The organism is Pontibacter beigongshangensis, from assembly GCF_014332515.1.
Taxonomy (GTDB): domain Bacteria; phylum Bacteroidota; class Bacteroidia; order Cytophagales; family Hymenobacteraceae; genus Pontibacter; species Pontibacter beigongshangensis.
Genome location: NZ_VFSD01000020.1, coordinates 55,666 through 78,864, shown reverse-complemented (window position 1 = coordinate 78,864; position 23,199 = coordinate 55,666). Strand labels below are relative to the sequence as shown.

General features: G+C 50.9%; 20 protein-coding genes and 1 other RNA gene. 12 read left to right on the top strand and 9 right to left on the bottom strand.

Annotated elements, in window-relative coordinates; genetic code table 11:
* Positions 1-326: 326 nt before the first annotated feature.
* Both FJM74_RS16155 and FJM74_RS16150 read right to left on the bottom strand, forming a co-directional pair.
* Positions 327-953 (bottom strand): DUF6565 domain-containing protein, encoded by a 627-nt coding sequence (locus FJM74_RS16155; RefSeq protein ID WP_187263677.1) that lies wholly within the window; start codon positions 951-953, stop codon positions 327-329.
* Between the two features lie 533 nt (positions 954-1,486).
* The gene (locus FJM74_RS16150; protein ID WP_187263676.1) at positions 1,487-1,975 is read right to left on the bottom strand and encodes a hypothetical protein; all 489 of its coding nucleotides are present in this window, start codon (positions 1,973-1,975) and stop codon (positions 1,487-1,489) included.
* Between the two features lie 276 nt (positions 1,976-2,251).
* Here FJM74_RS16150 and FJM74_RS16145 point away from each other — a divergent pair, with 276 nt between their 5' ends.
* A complete protein-coding gene (locus tag FJM74_RS16145) occupies positions 2,252-2,725 on the top strand; it encodes a nucleoside deaminase (protein ID WP_187263675.1) in 474 nt (157 codons plus the stop codon).
* A 302-nt stretch (positions 2,726-3,027) separates the two neighbouring features.
* Here FJM74_RS16145 and ffh read toward each other — a convergent pair whose 3' ends face one another.
* A complete protein-coding gene (gene ffh, locus FJM74_RS16140; RefSeq protein WP_187263674.1) occupies positions 3,028-4,362 on the bottom strand; it encodes a signal recognition particle protein in 1,335 nt (444 codons plus the stop codon).
* A gap of 327 nt (positions 4,363-4,689) precedes the next feature.
* On the opposite strand from ffh, the gene FJM74_RS16135 reads away from it, so the two are divergent.
* The 10 genes from FJM74_RS16135 (at position 4,690) to FJM74_RS16090 (ending at position 17,555) form a co-directional block, all read left to right on the top strand.
* The gene (locus FJM74_RS16135) at positions 4,690-5,337 is read left to right on the top strand and encodes an START domain-containing protein (protein ID WP_187263673.1); all 648 of its coding nucleotides are present in this window, start codon (positions 4,690-4,692) and stop codon (positions 5,335-5,337) included.
* Positions 5,338-5,514: 177 nt separating this feature from the next.
* Positions 5,515-6,837: a glycosyltransferase family 4 protein gene (locus tag FJM74_RS16130; protein WP_187263672.1), complete on the top strand. Its 1,323-nt coding sequence runs from the start codon at positions 5,515-5,517 to the stop codon at positions 6,835-6,837.
* Positions 6,838-7,185: 348 nt separating this feature from the next.
* Positions 7,186-8,205: a UDP-N-acetylglucosamine 4,6-dehydratase (inverting) gene (gene pseB / locus FJM74_RS16125; RefSeq protein WP_187263671.1), complete on the top strand. Its 1,020-nt coding sequence runs from the start codon at positions 7,186-7,188 to the stop codon at positions 8,203-8,205.
* A 307-nt stretch (positions 8,206-8,512) separates the two neighbouring features.
* Positions 8,513-9,703, top strand: coding sequence for a UDP-4-amino-4,6-dideoxy-N-acetyl-beta-L-altrosamine transaminase (pseC, locus tag FJM74_RS16120; protein WP_187263670.1), 1,191 nt, complete (start codon positions 8,513-8,515; stop codon positions 9,701-9,703).
* A complete protein-coding gene (locus FJM74_RS16115; protein WP_187263669.1) occupies positions 9,696-10,433 on the top strand; it encodes a cytidylyltransferase domain-containing protein in 738 nt (245 codons plus the stop codon). Before pseC ends, FJM74_RS16115 begins: the two co-directional genes overlap by 8 nt.
* Before the next feature lie 53 nt (positions 10,434-10,486).
* Complete coding sequence (gene pseG, locus FJM74_RS16110) at positions 10,487-11,977, top strand: UDP-2,4-diacetamido-2,4,6-trideoxy-beta-L-altropyranose hydrolase (RefSeq protein ID WP_187263668.1); 1,491 nt, start codon at positions 10,487-10,489, stop codon at positions 11,975-11,977.
* A gap of 13 nt (positions 11,978-11,990) precedes the next feature.
* Entirely contained in the window at positions 11,991-13,034 is a 1,044-nt protein-coding gene (gene pseI / locus FJM74_RS16105; protein ID WP_187263667.1) for a pseudaminic acid synthase, read from the top strand.
* A gap of 3 nt (positions 13,035-13,037) precedes the next feature.
* Positions 13,038-14,351 carry a hypothetical protein gene (locus tag FJM74_RS16100; RefSeq protein WP_187263666.1) on the top strand — a complete coding sequence of 438 codons (1,314 nt, stop codon included), beginning with the start codon at positions 13,038-13,040 and terminating at the stop codon, positions 14,349-14,351.
* Between the two features lie 302 nt (positions 14,352-14,653).
* Positions 14,654-16,003 carry a DUF7033 domain-containing protein gene (locus tag FJM74_RS16095; RefSeq protein ID WP_187263665.1) on the top strand — a complete coding sequence of 450 codons (1,350 nt, stop codon included), beginning with the start codon at positions 14,654-14,656 and terminating at the stop codon, positions 16,001-16,003.
* A gap of 73 nt (positions 16,004-16,076) precedes the next feature.
* Complete coding sequence (locus FJM74_RS16090) at positions 16,077-17,555, top strand: lipopolysaccharide biosynthesis protein (RefSeq protein WP_187263664.1); 1,479 nt, start codon at positions 16,077-16,079, stop codon at positions 17,553-17,555.
* Here FJM74_RS16090 and FJM74_RS16085 read toward each other — a convergent pair whose 3' ends face one another.
* Complete coding sequence (locus FJM74_RS16085; protein ID WP_187263663.1) at positions 17,556-18,695, bottom strand: DegT/DnrJ/EryC1/StrS family aminotransferase; 1,140 nt, start codon at positions 18,693-18,695, stop codon at positions 17,556-17,558.
* A gap of 164 nt (positions 18,696-18,859) precedes the next feature.
* Here FJM74_RS16085 and FJM74_RS16080 point away from each other — a divergent pair, with 164 nt between their 5' ends.
* Positions 18,860-19,522 carry a hypothetical protein gene (locus tag FJM74_RS16080; RefSeq protein ID WP_187263662.1) on the top strand — a complete coding sequence of 221 codons (663 nt, stop codon included), beginning with the start codon at positions 18,860-18,862 and terminating at the stop codon, positions 19,520-19,522.
* Between the two features lie 86 nt (positions 19,523-19,608).
* Here the strand turns inward: FJM74_RS16080 and FJM74_RS16075 are convergent, their stop codons facing one another.
* The 5 genes from FJM74_RS16075 to ffs form a co-directional block, all read right to left on the bottom strand.
* On the bottom strand, positions 19,609-20,499 hold the full coding sequence (locus tag FJM74_RS16075) for a glycosyltransferase family 2 protein (RefSeq protein WP_187263661.1): 891 nt from the start codon (positions 20,497-20,499) through the stop codon (positions 19,609-19,611).
* A complete protein-coding gene (locus FJM74_RS16070; RefSeq protein ID WP_187263660.1) occupies positions 20,489-21,199 on the bottom strand; it encodes a cell division ATP-binding protein FtsE in 711 nt (236 codons plus the stop codon). Before FJM74_RS16070 ends, FJM74_RS16075 begins: the two co-directional genes overlap by 11 nt.
* A 5-nt stretch (positions 21,200-21,204) precedes the next feature.
* Entirely contained in the window at positions 21,205-21,408 is a 204-nt protein-coding gene (locus FJM74_RS16065) for a fructose-6-phosphate aldolase (RefSeq protein ID WP_187263659.1), read from the bottom strand.
* 173 nt (positions 21,409-21,581) lie between these two features.
* Complete coding sequence (gene fsa / locus FJM74_RS16060; protein WP_187263658.1) at positions 21,582-22,238, bottom strand: fructose-6-phosphate aldolase; 657 nt, start codon at positions 22,236-22,238, stop codon at positions 21,582-21,584.
* Positions 22,239-22,346: 108 nt separating this feature from the next.
* Positions 22,347-22,444: signal recognition particle sRNA small type (ffs, locus tag FJM74_RS16055), an RNA gene on the bottom strand.
* Between the last annotated feature and the right edge of the window lie 755 nt (positions 22,445-23,199).

Below are 23,199 nucleotides of genomic sequence, written 5' to 3'. Positions count from 1 at the left end.
TTGGCTCATCAGGCCGGGAATTCATTCACTTATTAAACAGCTGCTCCCCTAACCCGATTATGATTGTTATCATTCTATGGATTGGCGGGGACATTTTTGTATATTTGTGCGTTCTGAGTCTGGAAATGGTAATTAATGATAGCAGCTTATGTCTAAGTTAAAAAGTGGCCTGAAAAAATTTGGGATAGCCGGATTTTTATTCTTCTTTATTAAAGGGCTGATCTGGATCTTTATTTTTTTGGGAGGCGCCAAACTCCTTTTCGGCTGATCGGCAACTTTGGTGATATCTAAGCCAGCATGTCTGAGAGCAGCCTTCCTGGAGTTTTTCAGGACTCTGTTTCAGGTTCGGTGCCTGTTACTTTATCTTCGTCCTCGTCAGCGCCGGTTCGGAGGGCATGGTACTCCATTTGCAGGGCTTTTATCCTGACCTCATCTTCTGTTGTGATACCTGCTGCAACCTCATCCTGTCGGCGTGCTAGTTGCTGGTATACCTCATGGGCCATTCTCCAGTCCTCATCTTCCCAATTTGCACAGCGCAGCCGCACATTGCTCATAAAGGTGGCATAAGCCTGCCAGAGGCTCCCGGCCGTGATAGCAGAGATATCGGCTGCATCCTCTAACAAGTCGGTTCGCCATTTATTTTTAATTCTAAGCTGCGCCTGTTCCTCCTCCAGTTCCGCAAACTGCGCTTTCAAGGCCTGATACTCTTCTTTTAATTCCCTGGTCAGGTGCTGCTGCTGCTCGTCCAGGCTGGTCGTTCTGGCACTAAACTCCGCACTTGCCTGTTGCCAGCTCTCCTCCGACTGGTGCTCCAGTTGCTGCCCCAGGTTTGAGATCCAGGCTCTGAAATCATCAAAGTCGTTTTGCAGCCGCTGCTCACGGGTAAGCGCACAACTGCTCACCAGCAGGAGGCAGAGCAAAACAGGAAAGGTAAAACTGCTAAAATTTTTCATAGGCCGGAAAGGTAATAGGTACAATGCTCTCCTTTGATACGAAACCTGATTTTTTTTGATTTTTAGCGTCCATTTCCAATTCAGCGTTGCATCCGTCCGGGCGCCTCGTGGTTCGCAAGGAGCTACGTACCCAGGCCCCTTGAACGAGCTGACAAGAATCTACTTTAATAAACTTAGAACCCGAACCCGGCTATGGATTGAAGCCTGCTCCAGCTATCCTTTCAACCCTTACCGGAAGATTGCAGTGATTCATCAAACCTCCTGATAAACAACTCGTACTACTAATATAATATACATTTAGTCCCATATGGTGCTTATAGCGATATAGGCAGGAAAAGGCTTCTTTAAGCTAAAAGCCCTTGCCGCCCTGAGAGCTGGTAAAATGTGGCACAAGCGAAGAAAGTAAAAGGCAGCACAGGTTCTGACACCCAGGCTGCCTTTTATTTTAAGCTGTGTTACAGGCCGGGGGGTTGTTTCAGCCTGGCCGGCCTCTGATTCCGTCGGGGTTAACCTTGCCCTGGCAGGTTTGCTGCCTACAGTTTCTGGCTGCTGGTCTCGTGCTTCTCTTCAAAAACCAGAAGTTCTCCTTCCTGGGTTACCGTAGACAACACTAACCGGCTTGGTAGCATGCGGGCAATCTGCCAGCGGTAAGCCAGGGCGCTCCGGATAGCCCGGCCGTCTACCTGCGTTACCTGCACGCCGATATACCCGTTGTCTTCGTCGAGCTCCCAAATGCCTTCCTCCACCACTTCTGCGCCATTAACAGCATTTGGCAGGTCATTCTCCTGTATAAGCTGATAGGTTTTATCCGGGTGCAAGGAGAGGATAAGTTTCAGCACTGGCCGCACCGATACGAGTTCCTCCTTTTCCTTTAAAATGCGCTCCCGCAGAATCCAAACCTTCGACAAGTAGGCGACTGAATCCTGGCGGGCATATGAGACAGGTTCTTCCACCGGAGGCAGGATTTCCGGCACTTCAGCAGGGGCTACCAACCACAGCAGTAGCGATAAGATAAATGTCATAGCTTTATGTAGTTTGCTTGTTCATGTATAACAAAAATCAGGCTAAACCGGAGCCGGGCTGCAACAGGCCGTTTATAGCCATTTTGATGCCAACATCCATACAACAGCATGTAGCTGGGCCAGATGGTATTCACTGCCGGGAGCAAAGCCAGAAAGGGCGCAGACCAGGCCAAAACAAAGTTCTCCAGGCATATCTAACGTATAGGTAGAAAAAACTTATACAATACTTACAGGAGTTTTACGTAACCATTTAATATAACCAAAATTCCAATCTGTATGAAGGAGCAAGAAGAATTTATGCGGGAGGCCATCCGTTTGTCTATAGAAAAAATGAGAGCTGGTTTCGGGGGGCCATTCGGAGCCGTAATCGTGCGCAATGGGGAGATCATTGCCCGTGGGTTCAACAATGTGCTCGCTTCAAACGACCCAACGGCCCATGCCGAGGTCGACGCCATCCGGAAAGCCTGCCAGGCACTGGGCACCTTTCAACTCACAGACTGCGACCTGTATACCAGTTGTGAGCCCTGCCCCATGTGCCTGGGCGCCATTTACTGGGCCCGCCCCCGCAAAGTGTACTACGGCAACACCAAATCCGACGCTGCCCGCATCGGCTTCGACGACTATTTTATATACGAAGAACTGGATAAACCACTGGCCAACAGACAAATACCCATGGTGCAACTGCTGCACGAAGAAGCCCTGGCAGGCTTTAAAGCCTGGGAACAGCATGAAAATAAAAATGCTTATTAATGTGCTAATAGCTTAATGTGCTGATGTGCTAATTAGTAAATGGCTAATTGGCTAATTGGAAATTTGGAGATGAATGACCTGTGCTGGCTTCAACAAACAATTAATTCTTACTCTTATCTATTTGATGTCCTGGCTCAGGCAAAATTCCTGTGTCTTATGTCTTATGTCCTGCTAGGAGCAGCAGCAGCAGAAACTGCGGAGGGCTATTTTCATTTGAATAATTCAGGGCGGTCTTAAAATAGCAGTGGCTGCACCTTGTCTGGTGCAGCCACTGCTACTATAAAAAGGAAGGGATCGTATCCTTATTTACCCATCATTTTGGCAAGGTTGGCCAGACCACCTGGTTTACCGGCCATCTTGTTCATGGAGCGCATCATCTTGCGCATATCATTGAATTGCTTCATCAGGTTGTTTACCTGCTGAATATCGGTGCCGCTGCCTTTGGCAATACGGGCACGTCGGCCGCCGGAGATCACATCCGGGTTCTCGCGCTCGTATGGCGTCATGGATCTGATAATGGCTTCTATTGGTTTAAAGGCATTGTCGTCTATCTCCACATCCTTCAGGGCCTTGCCTACACCTGGTATCATGCCTACCAGGTCTTTGATGTCGCCCATCTTCTTGATCTGCTCCAGCTGTGTGAGGAAGTCATCGAAGTTGAACTGGTTTTTGCGGATCTTCTTGTTGATGCGCTTCGCTTCGTCTTCGTCGAAGGCCTGCTGCGCGCGCTCCACCAGGGAGATCACGTCGCCCATGCCCAGGATCCGCTGTGCCATCCGGTCTGGGTAGAACAGGTCGAGCGCCTCCATCTTCTCGCCGGTAGAGATAAACTTAATCGGCTTCTCCACCACAGAACGGATAGAAAGAGCTGCACCACCACGGGAGTCACCGTCGAGCTTGGTCAGCACCACCCCGTCAAAATTGATGCGGTCGTTGAAGGTTTTGGCTGTGTTCACCGCATCCTGACCTGTCATGGAGTCGACCACAAACAGGGTTTCGGTTGGTTTTACGGCGCGCTTAATTTCGGCAATCTCATTCATCATCGCCTCGTCCACGGCCAAACGGCCGGCGGTATCAATGATCACTACTTTCTTATTTGTTTTACGGGCGTGCTCAATGGCGTTGAGGGCAATCTGAACCGGATTTTTGTTTTCCATCTCGGTGTAGGCCTCTACGCCTACCTGCTCAGCCAGCACCATCAGCTGGTTTATCGCAGCCGGGCGGTACACGTCGCAGGCTGCCACCAGTACATTTCGGTTCTGCTTTTTGAGGTAGCTGGCCAGTTTGCCCGTGAAAGTGGTTTTACCAGAACCCTGCAGACCCGCTATCAGGATGATAGCCGGATCGCCTTTGATGTTGATGTCCTGCTTCTCGCCGCCCATCAGCTCCGTCAGCTCCTCGTACACGATCTTCACCATCAGCTGCCCCGGCGACACAGCGATCAACACGTCGCGGCCCATGGCCTCATCTTTGATCTTGTCGGTTACAGTTTTGGCAACTTTATAGTTTACGTCAGCATCTACCAGGGCGCGGCGTACCTCTTTTATGGTTTGGGCAACGTTAATTTCGGTAATGCTTCCCTGCCCTTTCAGGGTTTTAAAGGCGCGGTCTAACTTGTTACTTAAATTATCAAACATCTCTTTTTCTGGATTTACCTACAAAAATAAGGATTTTTCTTTTTATATGATACCTGCAACAGCTAAAGCTTATAAGTTTGCCCATAAAAGTTGAAGGCTGAAGGTAGCGAAGGCAGAGGTCTTTGCCGGTGGCACCAGGCGTGGCTGGGAGCTTAACTGAAAACCCTTCGCCATTAATGCAATTAAGGAAGCGCCTGATACTGCCCTAAAAGCCGTTCTTTTTTTTAAAAATTTGCGTACTACCAAAGATTAGCCACGCTGAAAGGACATTTTTCTCCTGCTTCAGCTCAGTATATTGAATTTTTGGCATTTCCTTTTTCATAACCTATGTACCCGATAAATTATATTTGGCCCGTAATCGGCAAAGCAAGGCATATCCTTTCGCTGCTCTTTCTGCTAGCAGTTACACCTGCTCTTTTAGCACAGGACGGCTGGGACCTGAAAAAAGATGAGAATGGAATAAAGGTATATACCAGGCGGCTGACCGATGATAAGCTGAAGGAAATAAAAGTAGTAACAGAGATGCCTGGCACACCCGCCCAACTGGTGGCTGTTATTTTAGACGTAGCTAACCATAAAGAATGGGTATATGGCCTAAAGGAAACCCGCCTGTTAAAAAAGGTAAACGACCACACCATTATTTACTACAATGTGGCCGACCTGCCCTGGCCGGTCAGCAACCGCGACATGGTGCTGCAGCTTACCGTATCCAAAGACCAAAACACACAGCATGTGCTTATCAGCTCTAAAAGCCTGCAGGATTATATGCCTCCCCAGAAAGGCAAAGTCCGGGTTCCCTACTCCACTGCCTCCTGGAAAATCGTGCCGCTTACAAAAAACACGATCCTGGCAGAATATATATTCAGCGTAAATCCGGGCGGTTCGCTGCCGGCCTGGGTTGTAAATACTGTTGTTACATCCGGCCCGCTTCATTCTTTTACAGAACTCCGGAAGATTATGACCAGGCAGCAGTAGGCCTGCCGCCATGGCACAGACGTACTTTAGCCTGAGAAGGCGGATTTACATTCATCAAAAATTCTGTTACCTTTAAATTTCTATTAATCCTGATTCAGACAGTATGGAAAAGTACGCGTACAGCCATACTGGCAGAAAACACTAATTAGTTAGAACCTCAGATTATCAGGCTAAGAATTGAAATCACACGACCCTCTAGAACTGCTTTATATCTCCTACTACTGGCCACCATCGGGCGGGCCTGGCGTGCAACGGGGACTCAAATTTATCAAGTACTTTCCGCAGGCGGGCATAAGGCCCACTGTCATCACCGTAGATGAGAAGCAGGCTTCGTACCCCCTGCTGGACTCCACTTTCCAGAGCGAAGTACCTGAGGGTCTGGCTGTTTACCGCACTTCCACTTCGGAGCCTTTTGAGTATTACAAGAAGCTTTCCGGCAAAAAGGAAATTCCCTATAGCGGCTTCGCCAACCAGAAAGGCCAAGACTCCTTTCTCGATAAGGTGTTCAAATTTGTGCGCGGCAACCTGTTTATACCCGATGCTCGGGTAGGCTGGAACAAGCATGCCATACGACAGGCAGACCAGTTGCTTCAGAACGGGCAATACAAAGCGGTTGTCACCACCAGTCCGCCACACTCTACCCAGCTGATCGGGCTGGAGCTGCGCAAAAAGCACAACCTGAAGTGGATAGCCGACCTGCGCGACCCCTGGACCAACATCCACTACTACGACCAGCTCTACCACACGGCTATTGCCAAACGCCTCGATGCCAGCTACGAGCGACAGGTGCTGGAGCAGGCCGATGCCGTAATCGTGACCAGCGAAGACACCAAACGCCTCTTCCTAAACAAGCCGGCAGGCATCGACCACCACAAGATTCATGTAATCCCGAACGGGTACGACGACGACGATTTTATTTATCCGTCGGCTCCTCCCGCCGACACATTCCTGATTACCTACACCGGCACCATCGCAGAAAACTATAACATTGATGTGTTTCTGAAAGTGCTGGCACACCTGCGCTCGGTGCACCACGAGATCAACTACAAGCTGCGCTTTGTCGGGAAAGTATCGGATGGGGTCCGTAGCCGGATCGAAAAGGCGGGGCTGGAGGGAATTACCGAATACATTCCGCACGTGCCGCACAAGCGGGCCATTCAGTACATGATGGAAAGCACGATCCTGTTCCTGGCCATGGCCGATGTTCCGAACGTGTTCGCCAACGTGCCGGGCAAGCTGTTTGAATACCTGGCGTCGAACAAGCCCATTGTGTGCCTAGGTCCCGTTCACTCCGACACTGACCGGATCATTGACGAGTGCGGGGCCGGCCGCATGTTCCACTACACCGCCTACGAGCTCATGCTGGACCACATGACCCAGCTTAGCCGGGCCTGGAAAATAAACCACAACCTCGACCTGCCGCTCATTAACCACACCTACTACTCCAGGCGTGTGCTAACCGAGCAACTGGCAGAGGTCATCAGGAGGCTTTTCAGGTGATACTTAGAGATGACAGCCAGCATCGCTGGCTTACGGGAATTCAAGGGTTGGCATGTAGGATTTCAACAAAAGTGTTAAAAAGAACTGCGTCCTGTTTCCTGAGGCGCCAGCATCCTGGTTCAGATAAAAGCCCTTACTCTAACAGCTGGCACCTTAAAAGAAGTGCAGCGGCAGAAAAAGAGAAAGGCTCCGGAGGGCCATTTTCATTCGCATAATTCTGTTTTGTATAAATACTGCCTACAGGCAAATATGCTGTACCGGCTACTCCCATCATCCTTATAAATTCTGTAACTTGCGTCACCATTGGTTGCCTTTTGGCACCCGAACAAATCAAGTTTAATTTAAAGTATGGCATTAGACCTAAACCATAAAGCCATCCTGGTAACGGGCGGCACAGGCTCCTTCGGGAAAAAGTTTGTAGAAATGGTCTACAAACGGTTTCCGCAGGTAAAGCGACTGGTAATTTACTCCCGCGATGAGCTGAAACAGTTTGAGATGTCGCAGGTTTTCCCGCACAGCACCTACCCTTCCATCCGGTATTTTATTGGCGATGTGCGTGATGGGGACCGCTTTAAGCGCGCCTGCGAAGGCATCGACATTATTGTGCACGCCGCTGCCCTCAAACAGGTTCCTGCCGCCGAGTACAACCCCATGGAGTGCATCAAAACCAACGTGCTGGGCGCGGAGAACGTCATTAATGCGGCCCTGGATTGTGGCGTGAAAGACGTAGTGGCGCTTTCCACAGACAAGGCAGCCGCACCCATAAACCTCTACGGCGCCACCAAACTCTGCTCCGACAAGCTGTTTGTGGCCGCCAACAACATGAAGGGCAAGCGCGATATCCGTTTCTCGGTGGTGCGCTACGGCAACGTCATTGGCTCCCGCGGCTCGGTGGTGCCGTTTTTCCTGAACAAGCGCAAAGAAGGCGTGCTCCCGATCACCCACCCCGACATGACCCGTTTCAACATCTCCCTGGAAGAAGGTGTGGAACTGGTTTTCCATGCCCTGGGCAACCACTGGGGCGGGGAGATCTTTGTGCCGAAGATCCCTTCTTACCGCATCACCGAAGTGGCAGAGGCAATCGGCCCGGACTGCGAGCAAGAGATTGTAGGCATCCGGCCAGGCGAGAAACTGCACGAAGAAATGATTACCGAAACAGATTCCCTCCTCACGGTGGAACTGGAAAAATACTATGTCATTCTCCCCTCCACCCCCATCTGGAAACCAGAAGATTTCCTGCAGGCGCAGCAGGGCAAGATGGTGGAAATGGGCTTTAAATACAACTCCGGCACCAACCACGACTGGCTTAGCGTAGAACAGATAAGAGAGCAGATCCGCAGGCATGTAGATCCGGATTTTACTGTTTAAAGTAGCATTTGGTCGGTGCCCGGAGAGGAACGAGCAGGAACAACAGAAAAGACTCTGGAGGGCCGTTTTCATTAGAATAATTCTGCTCTAAAAACACTTGGACGAAGGCGTACCAGCAGTAGCAAAAAGGCTCCGGAGGGCCGTTTTAATTAGAATAATCCAGATCCTGAATTCTCATGTGGAGTAAAATCACCTTCCCGGTTGTCGGATCGACACGGAGAGAGAAATAAGGTCGTTAAGGCACCAATTACAATCGCGTTTTCAGCTACATTTCTAATTTTGAATTTCTAATTTTGAATTAATAAGAATGGCAGAACAGCAGCCAATCCCGTACGGCAGGCAACACATTACCGAAGCAGACATCGCGGCGGTGGTAGAAACGCTGCGCTCCGACTTCCTGACGCAGGGGCCGAAGGTGGCAGCTTTTGAGGAGGCATTTGCCAGTTACGTAGGAGCCAGGTATGCCGTGGCCGTGGCAAACGGAACTGCAGCGCTCCACCTGTGTGCGCTGGCGCTGGAGGTAAACGAGCACTCACGTGTTATCACCACGCCGATTACTTTTGTAGCCTCCGCCAACTGCATCCGCTACTGCGGCGGCACCGTAGAATTTGCTGATGTTGACCCTGCCACCATCCTGCTGGATATAAACCATGTGCGCCGCCTGGTCGAGAGCAAGCCCAAAGGCTACTACAGCGGCATTATCCCGGTCGATTTTGGCGGCAACCCCGTAAACCTGCAGGAGCTGCGGGAACTGGCCGATGCCCATAATCTCTGGATAATAGAGGATGCCTGCCATGCCCCCGGCGGCTATTTCTACGACAGCCACGGCGAAAAGCAGCTGTGTGGCAATGGCAACTACGCAGACCTCGCTATTTTCTCGTTCCATCCGGTTAAGCACATCGCTACCGGCGAAGGCGGCATGATCACGACCAACAACGAAGCCCTTTACCAGAAGCTGCTGCGCTACCGCACCCACGGCATTACCAAAGACCCGGCCCACCTGCACGAAAACCACGGCGGCTGGTACATGGAGATGCAGGACCTCGGCTATAACTACCGCATTTCCGACATTTTGTGTGCCCTGGGCCTGTCGCAGTTGCAGCGTGCAGATGCCGGCCTGGCCAGAAGAAGAGGAATAGCCAAAGTATATGAACAGGCTTTTAAGGAGGTGCCAGGCATACAGGAAGTAGCCACTGCGCCAGCCGCCATAGGGGCATCCGGTGACACTGGTCATGCCTATCACCTCTTTATCATTAGAGTGCAGGACCGCAAAGGGCTATACGATTTTCTGCGCCAGCACCACATTTTCGCACAGGTGCACTACATCCCGGCCCACACCATGCCATACTACCGTAACCTGGGTTATCAGAAAGGCGATTTCCCCGTAGCAGAGCACTTCTACAGCGAGTGCCTCAGCCTGCCCATGTACCCTTCCCTGACGGCGGAGGAACAGCAGTATGTGATAGAGAAGGTGAAGGAGTTTGTTGCTCATGTGTAGTAAAAAAATAGGCGTCGTAACGCAGGCACGCATGACAAGTACCCGGCTTCCTGGCAAAGTGCTGCTACAGGCCGGCGGGAAAACGCTTCTGCAACACCATACGGACAGATTAAGAGAAGCAGGGCTTGATGTGTACATAGCGACCACTACCAACACAACCGACGATGTCATTGCTGAATTTGCCCAACAGGAAGGCCTGAAATACTGCCGAGGAGATGAACAGCATGTGCTCAGCCGCTTCTACACTTGCGCCACAAAAAACGAATTAGATGTTATTGTCCGGGTAACATCAGACTGTCCATTAATAGATGGGCACCTGATCAAGGATGCCATCCAAAAATACCTGACTTTAGAGGATGACCTGGTTTACCTCTCGAATGTTCTAGACCGTACCTATCCCAGAGGATTCGATTTCGAAATTTTTTCAATCAGGCTTCTGGAAGAAACTTACCGCAAGGCCAGAGCCCAGCCGGAAATAGAACACGTTACACCTTATATTTATCAGCAGAAGATAAAGGGCACAAAATTAGTCCATTACACCCGTACTACCGACGCCAGCCAATACCGATTAACCGTAGACACGCTGGAAGATCTCCAGTTAATCAGAACACTCATCGAAGAGCATCAGGCACAGCACTTAAGTGCAGAAGAAATTATCCGTATCATGGAAATTACTCCGGAACTGAGTAAAGTAAATGCGCATGTGGAGCAGAAAAAGCTGAGTGAGTAGCTTTCTGTTAATCAGTAAATTTAAAGGAGGTCAGCGGTAGTTGATTTACCAGTATGCCAGTAACGAAACGAGTTATTTTCAGAGCAGACGGAGGAAGCCAGATAGGCCTGGGGCATGTGGTGCGATCGCTGGCGCTGGCGCACATGCTTCAGGAGGAGTTCACCCTGGTTTTCGCCATACAGCAACCGGAGCCGGCCCTGCAAGCGCAGATACAAACGGTTTGCCCCACCCTTATAGCACTGCCAGCTGAAAAGGATTACCCAAAGGAAGCTTCTTTTCTGGCTGAGCAGGTGCTCTCTCCTAACGATGTGGTGGTACTTGATGGGTATATGTTTAAAACAGAATACCAGGAAACCCTCAAAATGCGCGGCTGCACGATCCTGTGCATCGACGATATTCACAGCTTTCCTTTTGTAGCGGATGCGGTACTGAACCAGGCGGGGGGCATAACAGCAGCAGCCTATCTGGTGGCACCCTATACCAGGTTACTGCTTGGCCCTGGCTATGCACTACTCCGTCGCCCTTTTCTGGAGGCAACACTGTCAGCCCGGACCTTACCAGCGGGTTCCCTTAAAGTAATGCTGAACTTTGGTGGCGCTGATCCTCTGAATATCACCCTGCAGGAAGCGAGAAGGCTACATGCTATGGCGGAACTTTCAGCGATTGAAATAGTGACCGGGAGTGCTTACCGGTATCAGCAGGCGCTGGAGAACTGGGCAGCAGATAAACCCCGCATAAAGCTGCACCGCAACCTGCCGGCAAACGACATGTGCGAGCTCATGCGGGCGTGCGCCGTGGCCGTGACCTCAGCCAGTGGCATAGCTTACGAGTATGCCGCAGTAGGAGGTCTGTTGTTCATAAAACAAACCGCAGATAACCAGCGCGGCCTGTATCAGTTCCTGCTCAGCACCGGTATCGCCGCTGACCTGGCAGCGCTTGATCCCAATTTTCTAAACGATAGCCTCATCTCTGATTTTGGGGCTAATGTTGCCTTACAGCGGCAATATTTTGATGGCAAGAGCGCTGAACGGCTAAGGAAGGTCATGGCCATGCTCTCCCTAAGTGCAAGTTTAACCTTACGTGACGTAACAGAAGAAGACATGCTGCTGCTGTTCAACTGGTCGAACGAGGTGGAGGTAAGGCGGCGCTCCTTCAATAGTAAACCGATTCCGCTGGACGGCCATAAAGTGTGGTTTAAGCAAAAACTTCTGCAAAAAGACGCTTACCTGTACATCGCCGTTGTTAATGGAGACGCCGCCGCTCATATACGGTTCGAAGTAACTGATAACAGCGCCTCGATCAGCTACATGATCGGGGAAGAATACAGAGGGAAAGGACTGGGCCATACGGTATTACTGAAAGGAATCCGCAGGCTAACCGAGCAGCGACCGGGCCTGACACAGGTGGAGGGACTGGTGCAGCAGGACAACCCCGCCTCGATTAGAGCTTTTGAGAAAGCCGGATTTATAGTCACAGAGCCAGACAAAAAATACCCGCAGGCCCACCGCTTTGTGTTGGAACTAAAAAATGCACCTGCTTTTTAAATAGAAGTGACCCATGACAAAAGAAATAAATATTGCCGGCCGCCTGGTAGGGCCAGATCATAGCCCGTTCATCATTGCGGAGATGTCGGGCAACCACAACCAGTCGCTGGAGCGTGCGCTGGCCATTGTAGATGCCGCTGCCGATGCCGGTGCCGATGCCATAAAACTCCAGACCTATACAGCCGATACCATGACACTGCCAGGAGCCTTCACCATCGAGGATCCTGGTTCTCTCTGGAAAGGGCGAGAACTCTACGATCTCTACCAGGAGGCTTATACGCCATGGGAATGGCACCAGCCATTATTCGACAGGGCCAAAGCACGGGGCCTTATCGCCTTCTCCTCTCCCTTTGACGAAACGGCCGTTGACTTTCTGGAGGGTTTGGGAGCACCAGTGTACAAGATCGCTTCTTTTGAAAACACGGACCACCCGCTCCTGCGCAAAGTAGCTGCCACAGGCAAGCCCGTGATCATGAGCACAGGAGCAGCAACCATAGCAGAGGTAGAGGAAGGGGTGCGTGTGCTGCGTGAGGCTGGTTGTAAGGATCTGATTTTGCTGAAATGCACCAGCACATACCCCGCCACACCCGAAAACACCAACCTGCGCACCATCCCGCACATGCGTGAGCTTTATAACGTGCAGGTGGGGCTATCGGACCACACCATGGGCATTGGGGCAGCCGTGGCAGCTGTGGCACTAGGCGCTACGGTTATAGAAAAGCATTTTACCCTGCGCCGGGCAGATGGTGGCGTAGATGCCGCTTTTTCGCTGGAGCCGGAGGAGCTGAAAGCATTAGCCATAGAATCAAACAGGGCTTTTCTGGCCTTAGGGCAGGTGCAGTACGGGGTGCAGCGGGCAGAGGAGAAAAGCAGGCTCTTTAAACGATCTGTGTATGCCGCCCAGCATATAGAAGCAGGTGAGCTTTTCACAAAGGAGAATATACGCGTAATACGGCCTGGACTGGGGCTGGCGCCAAAGTATTTCGAAGAACTTTTAGGGAAAAGAGCACGCACTGCCATCCCGGCAGGCACACCTCTGAGTTGGGAAATGGTGTAGCAGATGAAGCAGTGGTTCCGCTTATACAGCAACATTCTTTACCTCTACTTCACAGAGAGTTTTTACCGGCTGCCGGAGAGTGCCAAAAATGCCGTGTCGCCTACCCAAGGCTGGATGCGGCTGTTAAAAATTGCAGGCTATTCGGTGGTGCGGTTAATGGGCAATTTATTTAAATCCGTAGAGAAACCTGGCCAGCTGGAGGGCAAAATCTGGCTCTATGCCGTTAGCCAGAACAACTGCGACAGCCTTAACTTCATTGCCGACGCAATTCCGGAAGCTGTGCTCGTAGCAGGACAGAGTAAGGCGGTAGGCAGATATGAAACGCTGGTGGAGCGCATTTCGCTGCGGCGTAAAATACTGTATTACTACAAATTCTTACCGCTTCTGCTTTTGTTTCTGCTTCGTAAACCAAAAAGCACCCTCCGTTTTTTCGATGTTCTATATGATGCCATCGGCTTCTACGAGGTGTACCTGCAGAAGCTGCAGCAATACAAACCACAGTGCATCATTTTCGCCAACGATCATACCCCGGATGCCCGTGCCATGCTGCTGGCCGCAAAAAAGCTGGGCATAAAAACGGTTTATATCCAGCACGCCAGTGTAAGCCCTCATTTTCCGCCGTTGCAGTTTGACTTGAACCTGCTGGAGGGCCAGGATTCGTGGGACAAGTACAAGCAATGCGGCCCTATTAGCGGACAGGTAGAGCTGGTGGGTATGCCCAAATCCGATGCTTATGTCCTCTACCGGAGCCGAAAAAAACTTATCAGCACGATTGGTTTAGGCTGTAATCTAATGGACGACATAAGTGAAGTGGAGCAATTGGTAAAGAGCGTGATTAGGCGTTTCCAGCAGGTGCAGGTGGTGGTTAGACCTCACCCTCGTGATACCAGAAATTTCGATTTTCTGCAGCAGCTTTCCCCTCAGGTATCGCTTTCTGCTGCAAGCACCGAAACTACCTTTGATTATCTAAAGAGGATAGACGTGCAGATCAGTGCCAACTCCGGCATCCACCTGGAAGCGGTACTACTTAATGTCTGGTCTGTCTTTTTCAACCTGAACCAGAAGGAGCAACTACATGATTATTATGGCTTTATTAAGACTGGTTTAGTAGAAGCAGCAGCCAGTACAGAAGAACTACTGCAACTGCTGCAGCAAAACCTGCAGAACAAGCCAGATGTGCTTTTACGAGCAAAATATTATAATGCCACCGTCGCAACAGCCTTTGATGGCAAAAGCAGTGAACTGGCCCTGCAGTTGATTAAGGATTTCCTGCGGCAGGAGCAGCAGTTACAGCACCGGACAGAACCTATCGATTAAAAGCTGCAAAGGCTCCGGAAGGGCAATTTCATTAGAATAATTGCTGGGTACTGATCATTTGTTGTTGACTGCTAGATCTGGGAATTTGAAGTTAAAATTGAAATTAACTCCTCATGCATAAAAAGTCCTGCGTCCTGAGTCTTATTTTGTCTTCGGAGGGGCAATTTCATTCAAATAATTTGCCAGTTTCTGAAAGAACCTCTTTTTGGCTGAACTAGGTTCTGATCTCCCGCCTACAGAATAATAACTTAGCTGTTGCACAAAGGATTATTAACTTCTATCTTATCCCCTCTCCTGACCAAATGGAAATACCGCTCGACTACGTCCTTGCCCACTTCTACCGCCTTTACCCGCAGGCAAATGGCATTCCTATAACTTATGGAAAAGAAAAGGGAGGCACGGGCATTCAAATCAGAAAGTACGCAGGCAGCTTCTTTGAGGGCAGGGAGCCGCAGCCGGAGCAGATCGTATGGCACGAGTGGAATGGCGTCAGGCTCCCCTTTTTTTTTGACGTCGGCAGCCCGGCAGAAGTCATCCGCTATAAAAGCGGGTCTGCCATTATTAATTACGACATCATTGCCTCTGCTTTTTACCTGCTAAGCGGGTGGCAGGAGTACCATTGCACCCACCGCGACAGGTTCGGACGATTTCCTTACAGCGCCAGTGTGCAGTCGAAATATGGCTTTATTGCGCGGCCTGTGGTCAACTATTATTTCGGTATCCTGAAAGAAGCCATTGAGGCCCACACAAAAGTAAGGCTGGAGCAAAGGCTGTGGGAAACAGGCAGCTTTGCCACCTGCCTCACCCACGACATAGACAGGCTCCACTCGGCCTGGAAAGTTGCCGGCCTACAGCGTGTGAAGAAAGACAGGTACTTATCAGTTGCCCGGTTGATCACTAAAAAGCTGCTTCGCCAGGATGCCTGGGATAATATGCAGGAGGTAATGGCACTGGCAGACCTGCACCAGCTGAAAGCCACCTGTTTCTGGATGGCCAGCACAGCCAAATACCGCGGCCACTCCAATGCAGATTATGAGGTGCAGCACCCAAAGTACCAGCTGCTGCTGCAGAAGCTTGTGCAGCAGGGGCATGAAGTAGCCCTGCATGGCAGCTTCGGCACATCCGCCAGCAGCAGCCGGTTGCTAGCAGAAGCGGTTAAACTGGCCGTGCCCGTAAAAGGGAACCGCTTTCACTACCTCCAATACCAGCCTGACCTCACGCCGCAGGTGCTGGAGGAGAGCCAGTTGCTCTACGACAGCAGCCTGGGCTTTGCCGAGCAGTTCGGCTTCCGCAATTCTTTCTGCCACCCTTTCTACCCCTTCGATTTTAAGAAAAGGAAGGCCTGCAGCTACCTGGAGCTGCCGCTTACTCTAATGGACACCACCCTGTATAACCCCAACTACATGCACCTGCGTCCGGCAGAGGTTTTCCCGTTGCTGCACCCGCTGTTGCAGGAAATAAAAAAGTTTAACGGCTTATTCACCATACTCTGGCACAACGAAAATATTTCTGATTATCCGGAATATCCGCTGGGTGCGCACGAGCAGAACTGGCGCGAAGTACTGCAGGGCATTCTTCAGCAGACCACCGAAGCTGGCACTGTTTACCTGACCTGTGCAGAGGCGGCAGCGGCTTTTAGAGGTGATCTGTAAAAAATTGCGGCCGTACCGGGTTGCCTGCCCGGCTTTAAAGTATAGTTTTGCAGGCTGAACTACAAAGCACCTGATGGGAAAACTGCAGCGCGAAGGTATCTGGAACACCATTATATCATATGCCGGCATCGGCATAGGGTATGTGAACACGGTGCTGCTGTTCCCGAATTTTCTGGAAGAGGAGCAGGTTGGCCTCACGCGACTGCTCATTTCGCTGGCGCTGATGTATGCGCAGTTTTCGGCGCTGGGCTTCAACAGCATGAGCGCGCGGTATTTTCCTTACTTCCGCGACAAGGCCAAAGCGCACAACGGCTTTCTCTTCCTGCTGCTCCTTATCCCGATATTCGGTTTTGCCATCATCACAGCGCTGTTTCTGTTCAGCAAGCCGCTGGTGGTAGCCGCTTACCAGGACAGTTCGCCCCTGCTGCTGGACTACTACTATTACATCATTCCGCTGGCTTTTTTCACGCTGCTGGTCAACCTGCTTACCTCCTACCTGCGGTCGCTCTACAAAACCATTGTGTCGTCGTTTGTGCAGGATTTTCTGCTGAAAGTGCTTACCTCGGTACTGATACTGGTGTATTCGCTGGGCTGGATGGAGTTTCATCAGTTTGTGCTGTGCTATATCGGCATAAATTCTGTGCTGTTGCTGGTGCTGCTGCTCTACACCATGTGGCTGCGCCAGCTTTTCCTGATGCCCTCCTGGGCGGTGCTCCGGGTCATGCCCCTGCGGGAGTTGCTGCACTACGGGGTGTTTACCTTTTTAGGCACCATCTCCACCACCATTATCATCACCATCGACCAGTTCATGATCGGCTCCTACAGCCTGAGCGACAATGGAGTCTATACCACGGCCTTTTTTATTACAACGGCCATCATGATTCCGGCAAAATCAGTCTTAAAAATTGCCTACCCCCAGGTGGCCGACTACTGGAAAGACAGGAACATGGAAAGTATCAGCACCCTGTACAAACAGATCACCCTGGTAAACCTGATCCTGGGGCTGCTACTCTCTATCGGCATCTGGGCCAATATCGACAACCTTTTTTCGTTTATGCCGGAGCCTTACCGGGCAGGCAAATACGTGGTGCTGTTTATGTCGGTGGCCCGGCTGGTAGACTTGGCTACGGGCATCAATGGCATTATCCTGGCCACTTCCGATAAGTACCGCTGGGACCTGGTGTTTAACGTGGTGCTGGCCGTGCTCACTGTTTGGACAAACTATTACTTTATCCCGATCTATGGAATAAACGGTGCTGCTTTTGCCTCTATGATCTCGTATGCCAGCATAAACCTGGCGCGTCTGTTCTTTGTGCAGTATATGTACGGCATGCAGCCCTTCGCCTGGAGTTCCCTGGTGATTACTGTTATTGCAGGCCTGGCCCTGGGTGCTTCTTACCTGCTGCCCTTCCTGGGCAACGTGTACCTCGACATGTTTGTACGCTCCCTGCTGATTACAGCCATATACGGCAGCCTTACCCTAGGCCTGAGGGTTTTCCCGGAAATGAACAACTGGCTGCTGGCTACCGCCAGAAAACTGCTGGGGCAGTAATTACCCGTGTTCTTGTAGAAAACTGATGGTGTGATAAGCGATGTAGCCTTGTTGCTCTTCAGTAAGTTCTGTGTGCATAGGCAGCGACAGGACACTGGCTGCTACTTCTTCTGCTACCGGCAGGTCACCTTTTTTGTATTGATAGGATAGTTGAAATTCATTCTGCAGGTGCAGCGGCTGCGGATAATAGACCGTACTGGGAATATAGTGCTGCTGCAGGTGCTGCTGCAGGGCATCGCGAAGGTGACCTGGCACTTTTAGCACGTACTGCTGGAAAATATGCGTGCTCCGGGAATTACGGACCGGAACCTGGCAGAGCCCGCACTTCTCGAATAACTGATCGTAGACAGCGGCCACCTGCTGCCTTGCCTGCTTATAATCCGAGATATACTTAATTTTAACTTCCAGCAAAGCGGCGTCTAAAGCGGCAATCGGGGCAGGCCTGCTGAGTGCCCCTGTCTGGCTGTTGTTGGGCCCGCCTTTCCTCAACAACTCCTCTGCTTTTCTGGCCCAGGCCGGTTGGTTGGTTAGCACCGCGCCACCGTCATCCATGCCGGCCAGCGGCTTAGGCGGGTAAAAAGAGGTAATGGCTATATCTGCCAGAGCGCCGGCACGATAGGTTGTATTGTCCGGCATAGTATAGCTGGCTCCAAACGACTGAGCGCTATCCTCGATCACATAGAACTGATGCCGCTTTGCCAGCTGCAGAAGCTCCGCCAGATCGGCACATTGCCCGAAAAGGTGGACGGCAATAACAGCAACTGTACCGGGTGTGACCAGAGACGAGACGGCCACAGGGTCGATGGTAAATGTATCGGGCAGCACATCGGCAAACATTGGTTGCAGTCCGCTTGCTGCCACGGCCTCGGCCACAAACCTATCGCAGAAGGCAGGCAGAATCACTTCTCCTCCGGCCGGGAGATCGAGTGCCGCGAGCGCCAGAAGCAAGGCGTCTGTGCCATGGGCGCAGGGCAGCGCATGCGCCACCTGCAGGTAATCTTCAAGTGCCCGCGCCAGCGACTTCACCTGCGGCCCGTCCTGCAGTTCCATGGAGGCCATCATCGTACTAAAGGCCTGGTCAAGTTCGGGCTTCAGCTTTGCATACTGCGCCTTCTGGGCCGTCATCTTAATATCTTCCATGTCAGTATTTTAAGTTTCTGCGGTAAACAAATATAACGAACCCTTCTAACATGCACTAAAAAATTAATCAGCAGTTCTACCGGATTTTAGCAGGTTTATGGTAATATTGTAACCCATACCCAGGCACATCGTTCAGGGAATTTAGCTGAGTCAAAAATATTCATATGCTGCGAACCTTCTACTTTGCCTCTCTCCTTGTTTTCTCTCTGCTACTCTCCTGTGCTGAAAGCAAAGACAATAAGTTGAAAGCCGAAGGTGAGAAAGCGTATGAGGACCTGAAAGAGTTTGTGACGAAAGTCGAAAATATGGCTGCGGCTGACCTGGAAGACACCACTCTTATCTGGGAAAACATGGCAGGCGAACTGAAGGAAAAATACTACCACCTGGAAGAAGAAGTAGATGGGTATATTGAGATTTACACTCCTCAGCAACGCGAAACGATACAGGACTTTAAAGAACGCTTTAGAATTGCCCTTAACAACAAGCAGAAAAACTTCGACGACGCGCGGGCTCGCTACCGGCTGCGCCAGGACCTGCTGGGCACGGAAGCAGTGTCGGAGGACCTGAGCCTTATAAACGCCGAAAACATTACAGCCACTTTCCAGAAGTTTGTGAACACGGTTATTAAGAACAAGGACGTGTACACGCCGCGCGACTGGGAGATGATTGAAGGATGGTGGACAGCGCTGAATGACAGGAAAGTGAAGCTGCAGGAGCAGCTCAGGCCGGCAGACGAAGAGGCAATCGCCAAAAAGCAGGCTGAATACCTGGAGTTAAGAAACACGGTGTCTGCTTCTGCAGCCGAAGCAGGCCACACACCTTCCTGATACTTCCGGTAAGATTATTGCCGCTCAAACTCTCACAGCGGAAAGGCCCATCTCCCAATTATTCCAATCAAAACACCCCTCCAGAGCTATTGCTGCATTTTGGAGCAGAATAGCTGCAGCCTGTATAGGTCGAACAAAAAGAGGCTTGGGGTGGAGGACTCAAAATTTAATTTGAAAAGACGCCTGAACCTCGGAAACAAGCGGCTAAAGGCCTTGTCGAGGTGAAGCGCCTGGAGCTTTTTATAAGCCTGCACCAGCCTTAACTGCTCCACCTGCTCCCCCCTGCGGTACAGCCTGACCAGGTTCTCTACCGCCTGCTCTGTTTTATCCAGAAAAACAGGCGTTGGCTCCAGCCCCAGATGCAGGGCCGTGTTTTCGATGTGCCTTACCCTGATCTGCTGTTGCTTTAAGCGGAGCGCGAATATTGTGTCTTCGTGGCCATAGCTCTTCAGGCTTTCGCACAGCCTGAGCTCTAGAAACAAGTCCCGCTTTACAATGGCATTGCTCAGGTAAACATCACCATAGGGATTATCTTGCCGTATACTGGCTGGCTTAGCTGCCCGCTTGCCATACGTATAGTGCAGGCTGAAGGGCGGTGGAGGTGCCGTGGCGGCATAGCTGATGCCCCCTACCACAATATCCTGGCCTTCTGCAGCTGCCACATAAGCTTCCATGAAATGCTGATCCGAAGGCAGGCAGTCATTGTCGAGCATGAGCAGGTATGCGTACCTGGCTTCGGTTGCCAGCAGGTTGCGGATAGCCGAGCGGCCAATATTCTCTGGCAGCTCCCTGTACCTGACAGATGGGATGTTGGAGAGAGTTCGGTTCTGAGACTTCACATTTTCTGCCGAACCGTCGTCGAAGAGCAGGATCTCGAACGTAAGCTCAAGTTGCTGGCACTGCCGGTGCAATTCTTTTACCAGCGGCCTCACGTCATAATTAAATACAGGGATTAAAATCGAGACTTCAGAAATCATTCTTGAGTTTAAATACCCCTGTTGTCGAATCCAGCACCTTCCCTCCCTCACATTTCAGCACCCGCTTGGGGTATCGGTTAATGATCTCGTAGTTGTGGGTAGCCATGAGCACGGCCGTACCGCTGTTGTTTATTTCGAGGAACAGCTTCATGATATCGTCGGCCACCTCAGGGTCTAGGTTGCCGGTGGGCTCATCGGCAAAAAGGATAACAGGCTCATTAAGAAGCGCCCGGGCAATAACTATACGCTGCTGCTCTCCTCCCGACAGCTGGTGCGGCATTTTGGAGGCTGCTGCATCGAGCCCCACCCGCATGAGCACCTCCGAGATGCGCTGCTTCAGCTTGGCAGAGTCTTTCCAGCCGGTGGCCCGCAGCACAAACACCAGGTTTTCGCTCACCGTTCGATCAAAGAGCAGCTGGAAATCCTGGAAAATAATCCCGACTTTGCGGCGCAGGTAAGGCACCTGCTTGCGCGGGAGTTTCGTGAGTTTAAAATCAGCAACGGAGGCAGCCCCTGTCAGGAGCGGCAGGTCGCCGTAGAGGGTTTTCAGTAAGGAACTTTTCCCGCTGCCGGTGCGCCCTACCATGTACACGAACTCTCCTTTCTCAATATCAAAACTGACATTGCTCAGGATAGTGTTCACGTCCTGGTATACAGCCACTTCGCGTAGCGAAACCACAGGGGAAGAAGAAAAATTCATGGGGACTAGATGTCTAATTTCTGTAATTTCCCGAACGCCAGGCCGGCAATAACCGCTGAGAGGGCTTCTTCTTTGCCCCCAAGTCCGTAGCGTTCCAGGTTTTTGAGCGGGCGGTCTGCCCTGAAGTAGGCGATCAGCACAAACTGTTCATCGCGGAGCTGAATATAGTCCGGAATTTTGGCCTTGCCCTTTACTTTGATGATGTACATACTTTTTAGATATTAGATGATAGATGTTAGATAGTAGACTTTGGCAGTTGACAATAAATTAAGATAGCTGTTACTCAGAAAGTCGTGTGAACTTCGGCCTGAGCTTAACCAATAAATCCCGTCATACATGTTTAGTCTAACATCTAATATCTAACATCTAACATCTTAAAAAATTACTTGTTTCCTTTGGCGTGGTCTGCCAGGAATTTCTCAAGGCCGGAGTCGGTGAGCGGGTGCTTCAGCAGGCCAGTGATAACGGAGAGCGGGCAGGTTACGACATCGGCGCCAACTTCGGCGCACTGCAGCAGGTGCATCACGTGGCGCACAGAAGCGGCCAGTACCTGGGTCTGGTAGCCATAATTGCCATAAATAGTCACGATCTGCTCGATAAGTGCCATGCCGTCTGTGGCGATATCATCTAAGCGGCCAACGAATGGAGACACGTATGTGGCGCCCGCCTTGGCAGCCAACAAAGCCTGACCGGCTGTGAATACCAGTGTGCAGTTTGTTTTAATGCCACGGTCGCTGAAATACTTAATGGCTTTTACACCTTCGCGGATCATGGGCACTTTCACCACAATGTTCGGGTGCAGTTCGGCCAGGGCCTCGCCTTCGCGTATAATATTCTCGTAGTCAGTGGCAATTACTTCAGCGCTTATGTCGCCATCCACGATTTCGCAGATTTGCTTATAATGGGCCATTACATTGTCGTGCCCGAAAATTCCCTCTTTCGCCATAAGCGACGGGTTGGTAGTTACACCATCTAACACACCCATGTCGTGTGCTTCCTGTATTTCTTTCAGGTTTGCTGTGTCGATAAAAAATTTCATAACGCTAATGCTATAGTTTTGTCTACAAATCTAACGCATTATATGAGATTTAGGAAAGAATAACGGATTTTTTGGAGAAGCGGCCTGGCGCTGTGGTAGGGGCAAAAAAAAGTGGCAAACCAACATCGCGTCGCTACAACCACCTACCCTTGCTCACTTCCGTGCCTGGGGGAGTTTGGCGGGAGCTGACCGTGCCGATTTGCCGTTGCAAAGGTAGGCAAAATCTTTTCTCTTGCAAATACTGCCGAATATTTTTTGAATTTAGATGGAAAGGCCTTTTGTCTGAATAAGGATTTCCAGGAGTTGGAAAGCACCTTTGTCCTGGTTCATGTCGCTAAAGATCAGCCTTATAGCTGTTTAAATATCAAAAGATTGAGCCCTTCAGCAATCAGACTATTTGAGTGTATAATATATTTGTAGGTTTTCATATTCCGATACATATTGGTTCCAACTGTCTTAGTTGCTGCTCTATCCGGTGCCCTTATGCTACTTTGTTGTATGGTGGAAGTCTTAGCGCTCACGGCCGCGGGGCCTCGTCCCTGGCCATCGGCGCTGTGTTCGCTCCTGCCTTCGCTCTCGCTCAGGCTGCCACTAACGTGGCACCGGACCTCTCAAGGCGCCTCAAGCCAGGGACTGGGATTTTTCAGGTAGCCACCTCTAGGGCCGGGCAATAGTAAGCGAAACTGGTAATGCTAAAGCAATACCTCCAAATATTATTATTTACTTAAATAATTTGAGTACATATCATAAATTAGGGGTATCTATATAGCTATTGATAATTATAACAATGCTCCGGCCTGGCATCAGAGCTGGCTATCGAATAAATCCCAGTCCCTGGCTTGAGGCGCCTTGAGAGGTCCGGTGCCGCAGGCAGCCTGAGCGTCAGCGAAGGCAGGAGCGAACACAGCGCCTCAAGCCAGGGACGAGGCCCCGCGGCCGTGAGCGCTAAGACTTCCACCAT

What these genes read in the sequence shown, in the direction of transcription:
- FJM74_RS16155 (WP_187263677.1), bottom strand. Translation starts at nt 953, where the DNA reads ATGAAAAATTTTAGCAGTTTTACCTTTCCTGTTTTGCTCTGCCTCCTG.
- FJM74_RS16150 (WP_187263676.1), bottom strand. Translation starts at nt 1,975, where the DNA reads ATGACATTTATCTTATCGCTACTGCTGTGGTTGGTAGCCCCTGCTGAA.
- FJM74_RS16145 (WP_187263675.1), top strand. Translation starts at nt 2,252, where the DNA reads ATGAAGGAGCAAGAAGAATTTATGCGGGAGGCCATCCGTTTGTCTATA.
- ffh (WP_187263674.1), bottom strand. Translation starts at nt 4,362, where the DNA reads ATGTTTGATAATTTAAGTAACAAGTTAGACCGCGCCTTTAAAACCCTG.
- FJM74_RS16135 (WP_187263673.1), top strand. Translation starts at nt 4,690, where the DNA reads ATGTACCCGATAAATTATATTTGGCCCGTAATCGGCAAAGCAAGGCAT.
- pseB (WP_187263671.1), top strand. Translation starts at nt 7,186, where the DNA reads ATGGCATTAGACCTAAACCATAAAGCCATCCTGGTAACGGGCGGCACA.
- pseC (WP_187263670.1), top strand. Translation starts at nt 8,513, where the DNA reads ATGGCAGAACAGCAGCCAATCCCGTACGGCAGGCAACACATTACCGAA.
- FJM74_RS16115 (WP_187263669.1), top strand. Translation starts at nt 9,696, where the DNA reads ATGTGTAGTAAAAAAATAGGCGTCGTAACGCAGGCACGCATGACAAGT.
- pseG (WP_187263668.1), top strand. Translation starts at nt 10,487, where the DNA reads ATGCCAGTAACGAAACGAGTTATTTTCAGAGCAGACGGAGGAAGCCAG.
- pseI (WP_187263667.1), top strand. Translation starts at nt 11,991, where the DNA reads ATGACAAAAGAAATAAATATTGCCGGCCGCCTGGTAGGGCCAGATCAT.
- FJM74_RS16100 (WP_187263666.1), top strand. Translation starts at nt 13,038, where the DNA reads ATGAAGCAGTGGTTCCGCTTATACAGCAACATTCTTTACCTCTACTTC.
- FJM74_RS16095 (WP_187263665.1), top strand. Translation starts at nt 14,654, where the DNA reads ATGGAAATACCGCTCGACTACGTCCTTGCCCACTTCTACCGCCTTTAC.
- FJM74_RS16090 (WP_187263664.1), top strand. Translation starts at nt 16,077, where the DNA reads ATGGGAAAACTGCAGCGCGAAGGTATCTGGAACACCATTATATCATAT.
- FJM74_RS16085 (WP_187263663.1), bottom strand. Translation starts at nt 18,695, where the DNA reads ATGGAAGATATTAAGATGACGGCCCAGAAGGCGCAGTATGCAAAGCTG.
- FJM74_RS16080 (WP_187263662.1), top strand. Translation starts at nt 18,860, where the DNA reads ATGCTGCGAACCTTCTACTTTGCCTCTCTCCTTGTTTTCTCTCTGCTA.
- FJM74_RS16075 (WP_187263661.1), bottom strand. Translation starts at nt 20,499, where the DNA reads ATGATTTCTGAAGTCTCGATTTTAATCCCTGTATTTAATTATGACGTG.
- FJM74_RS16070 (WP_187263660.1), bottom strand. Translation starts at nt 21,199, where the DNA reads ATGAATTTTTCTTCTTCCCCTGTGGTTTCGCTACGCGAAGTGGCTGTA.
- FJM74_RS16065 (WP_187263659.1), bottom strand. Translation starts at nt 21,408, where the DNA reads ATGTACATCATCAAAGTAAAGGGCAAGGCCAAAATTCCGGACTATATT.
- fsa (WP_187263658.1), bottom strand. Translation starts at nt 22,238, where the DNA reads ATGAAATTTTTTATCGACACAGCAAACCTGAAAGAAATACAGGAAGCA.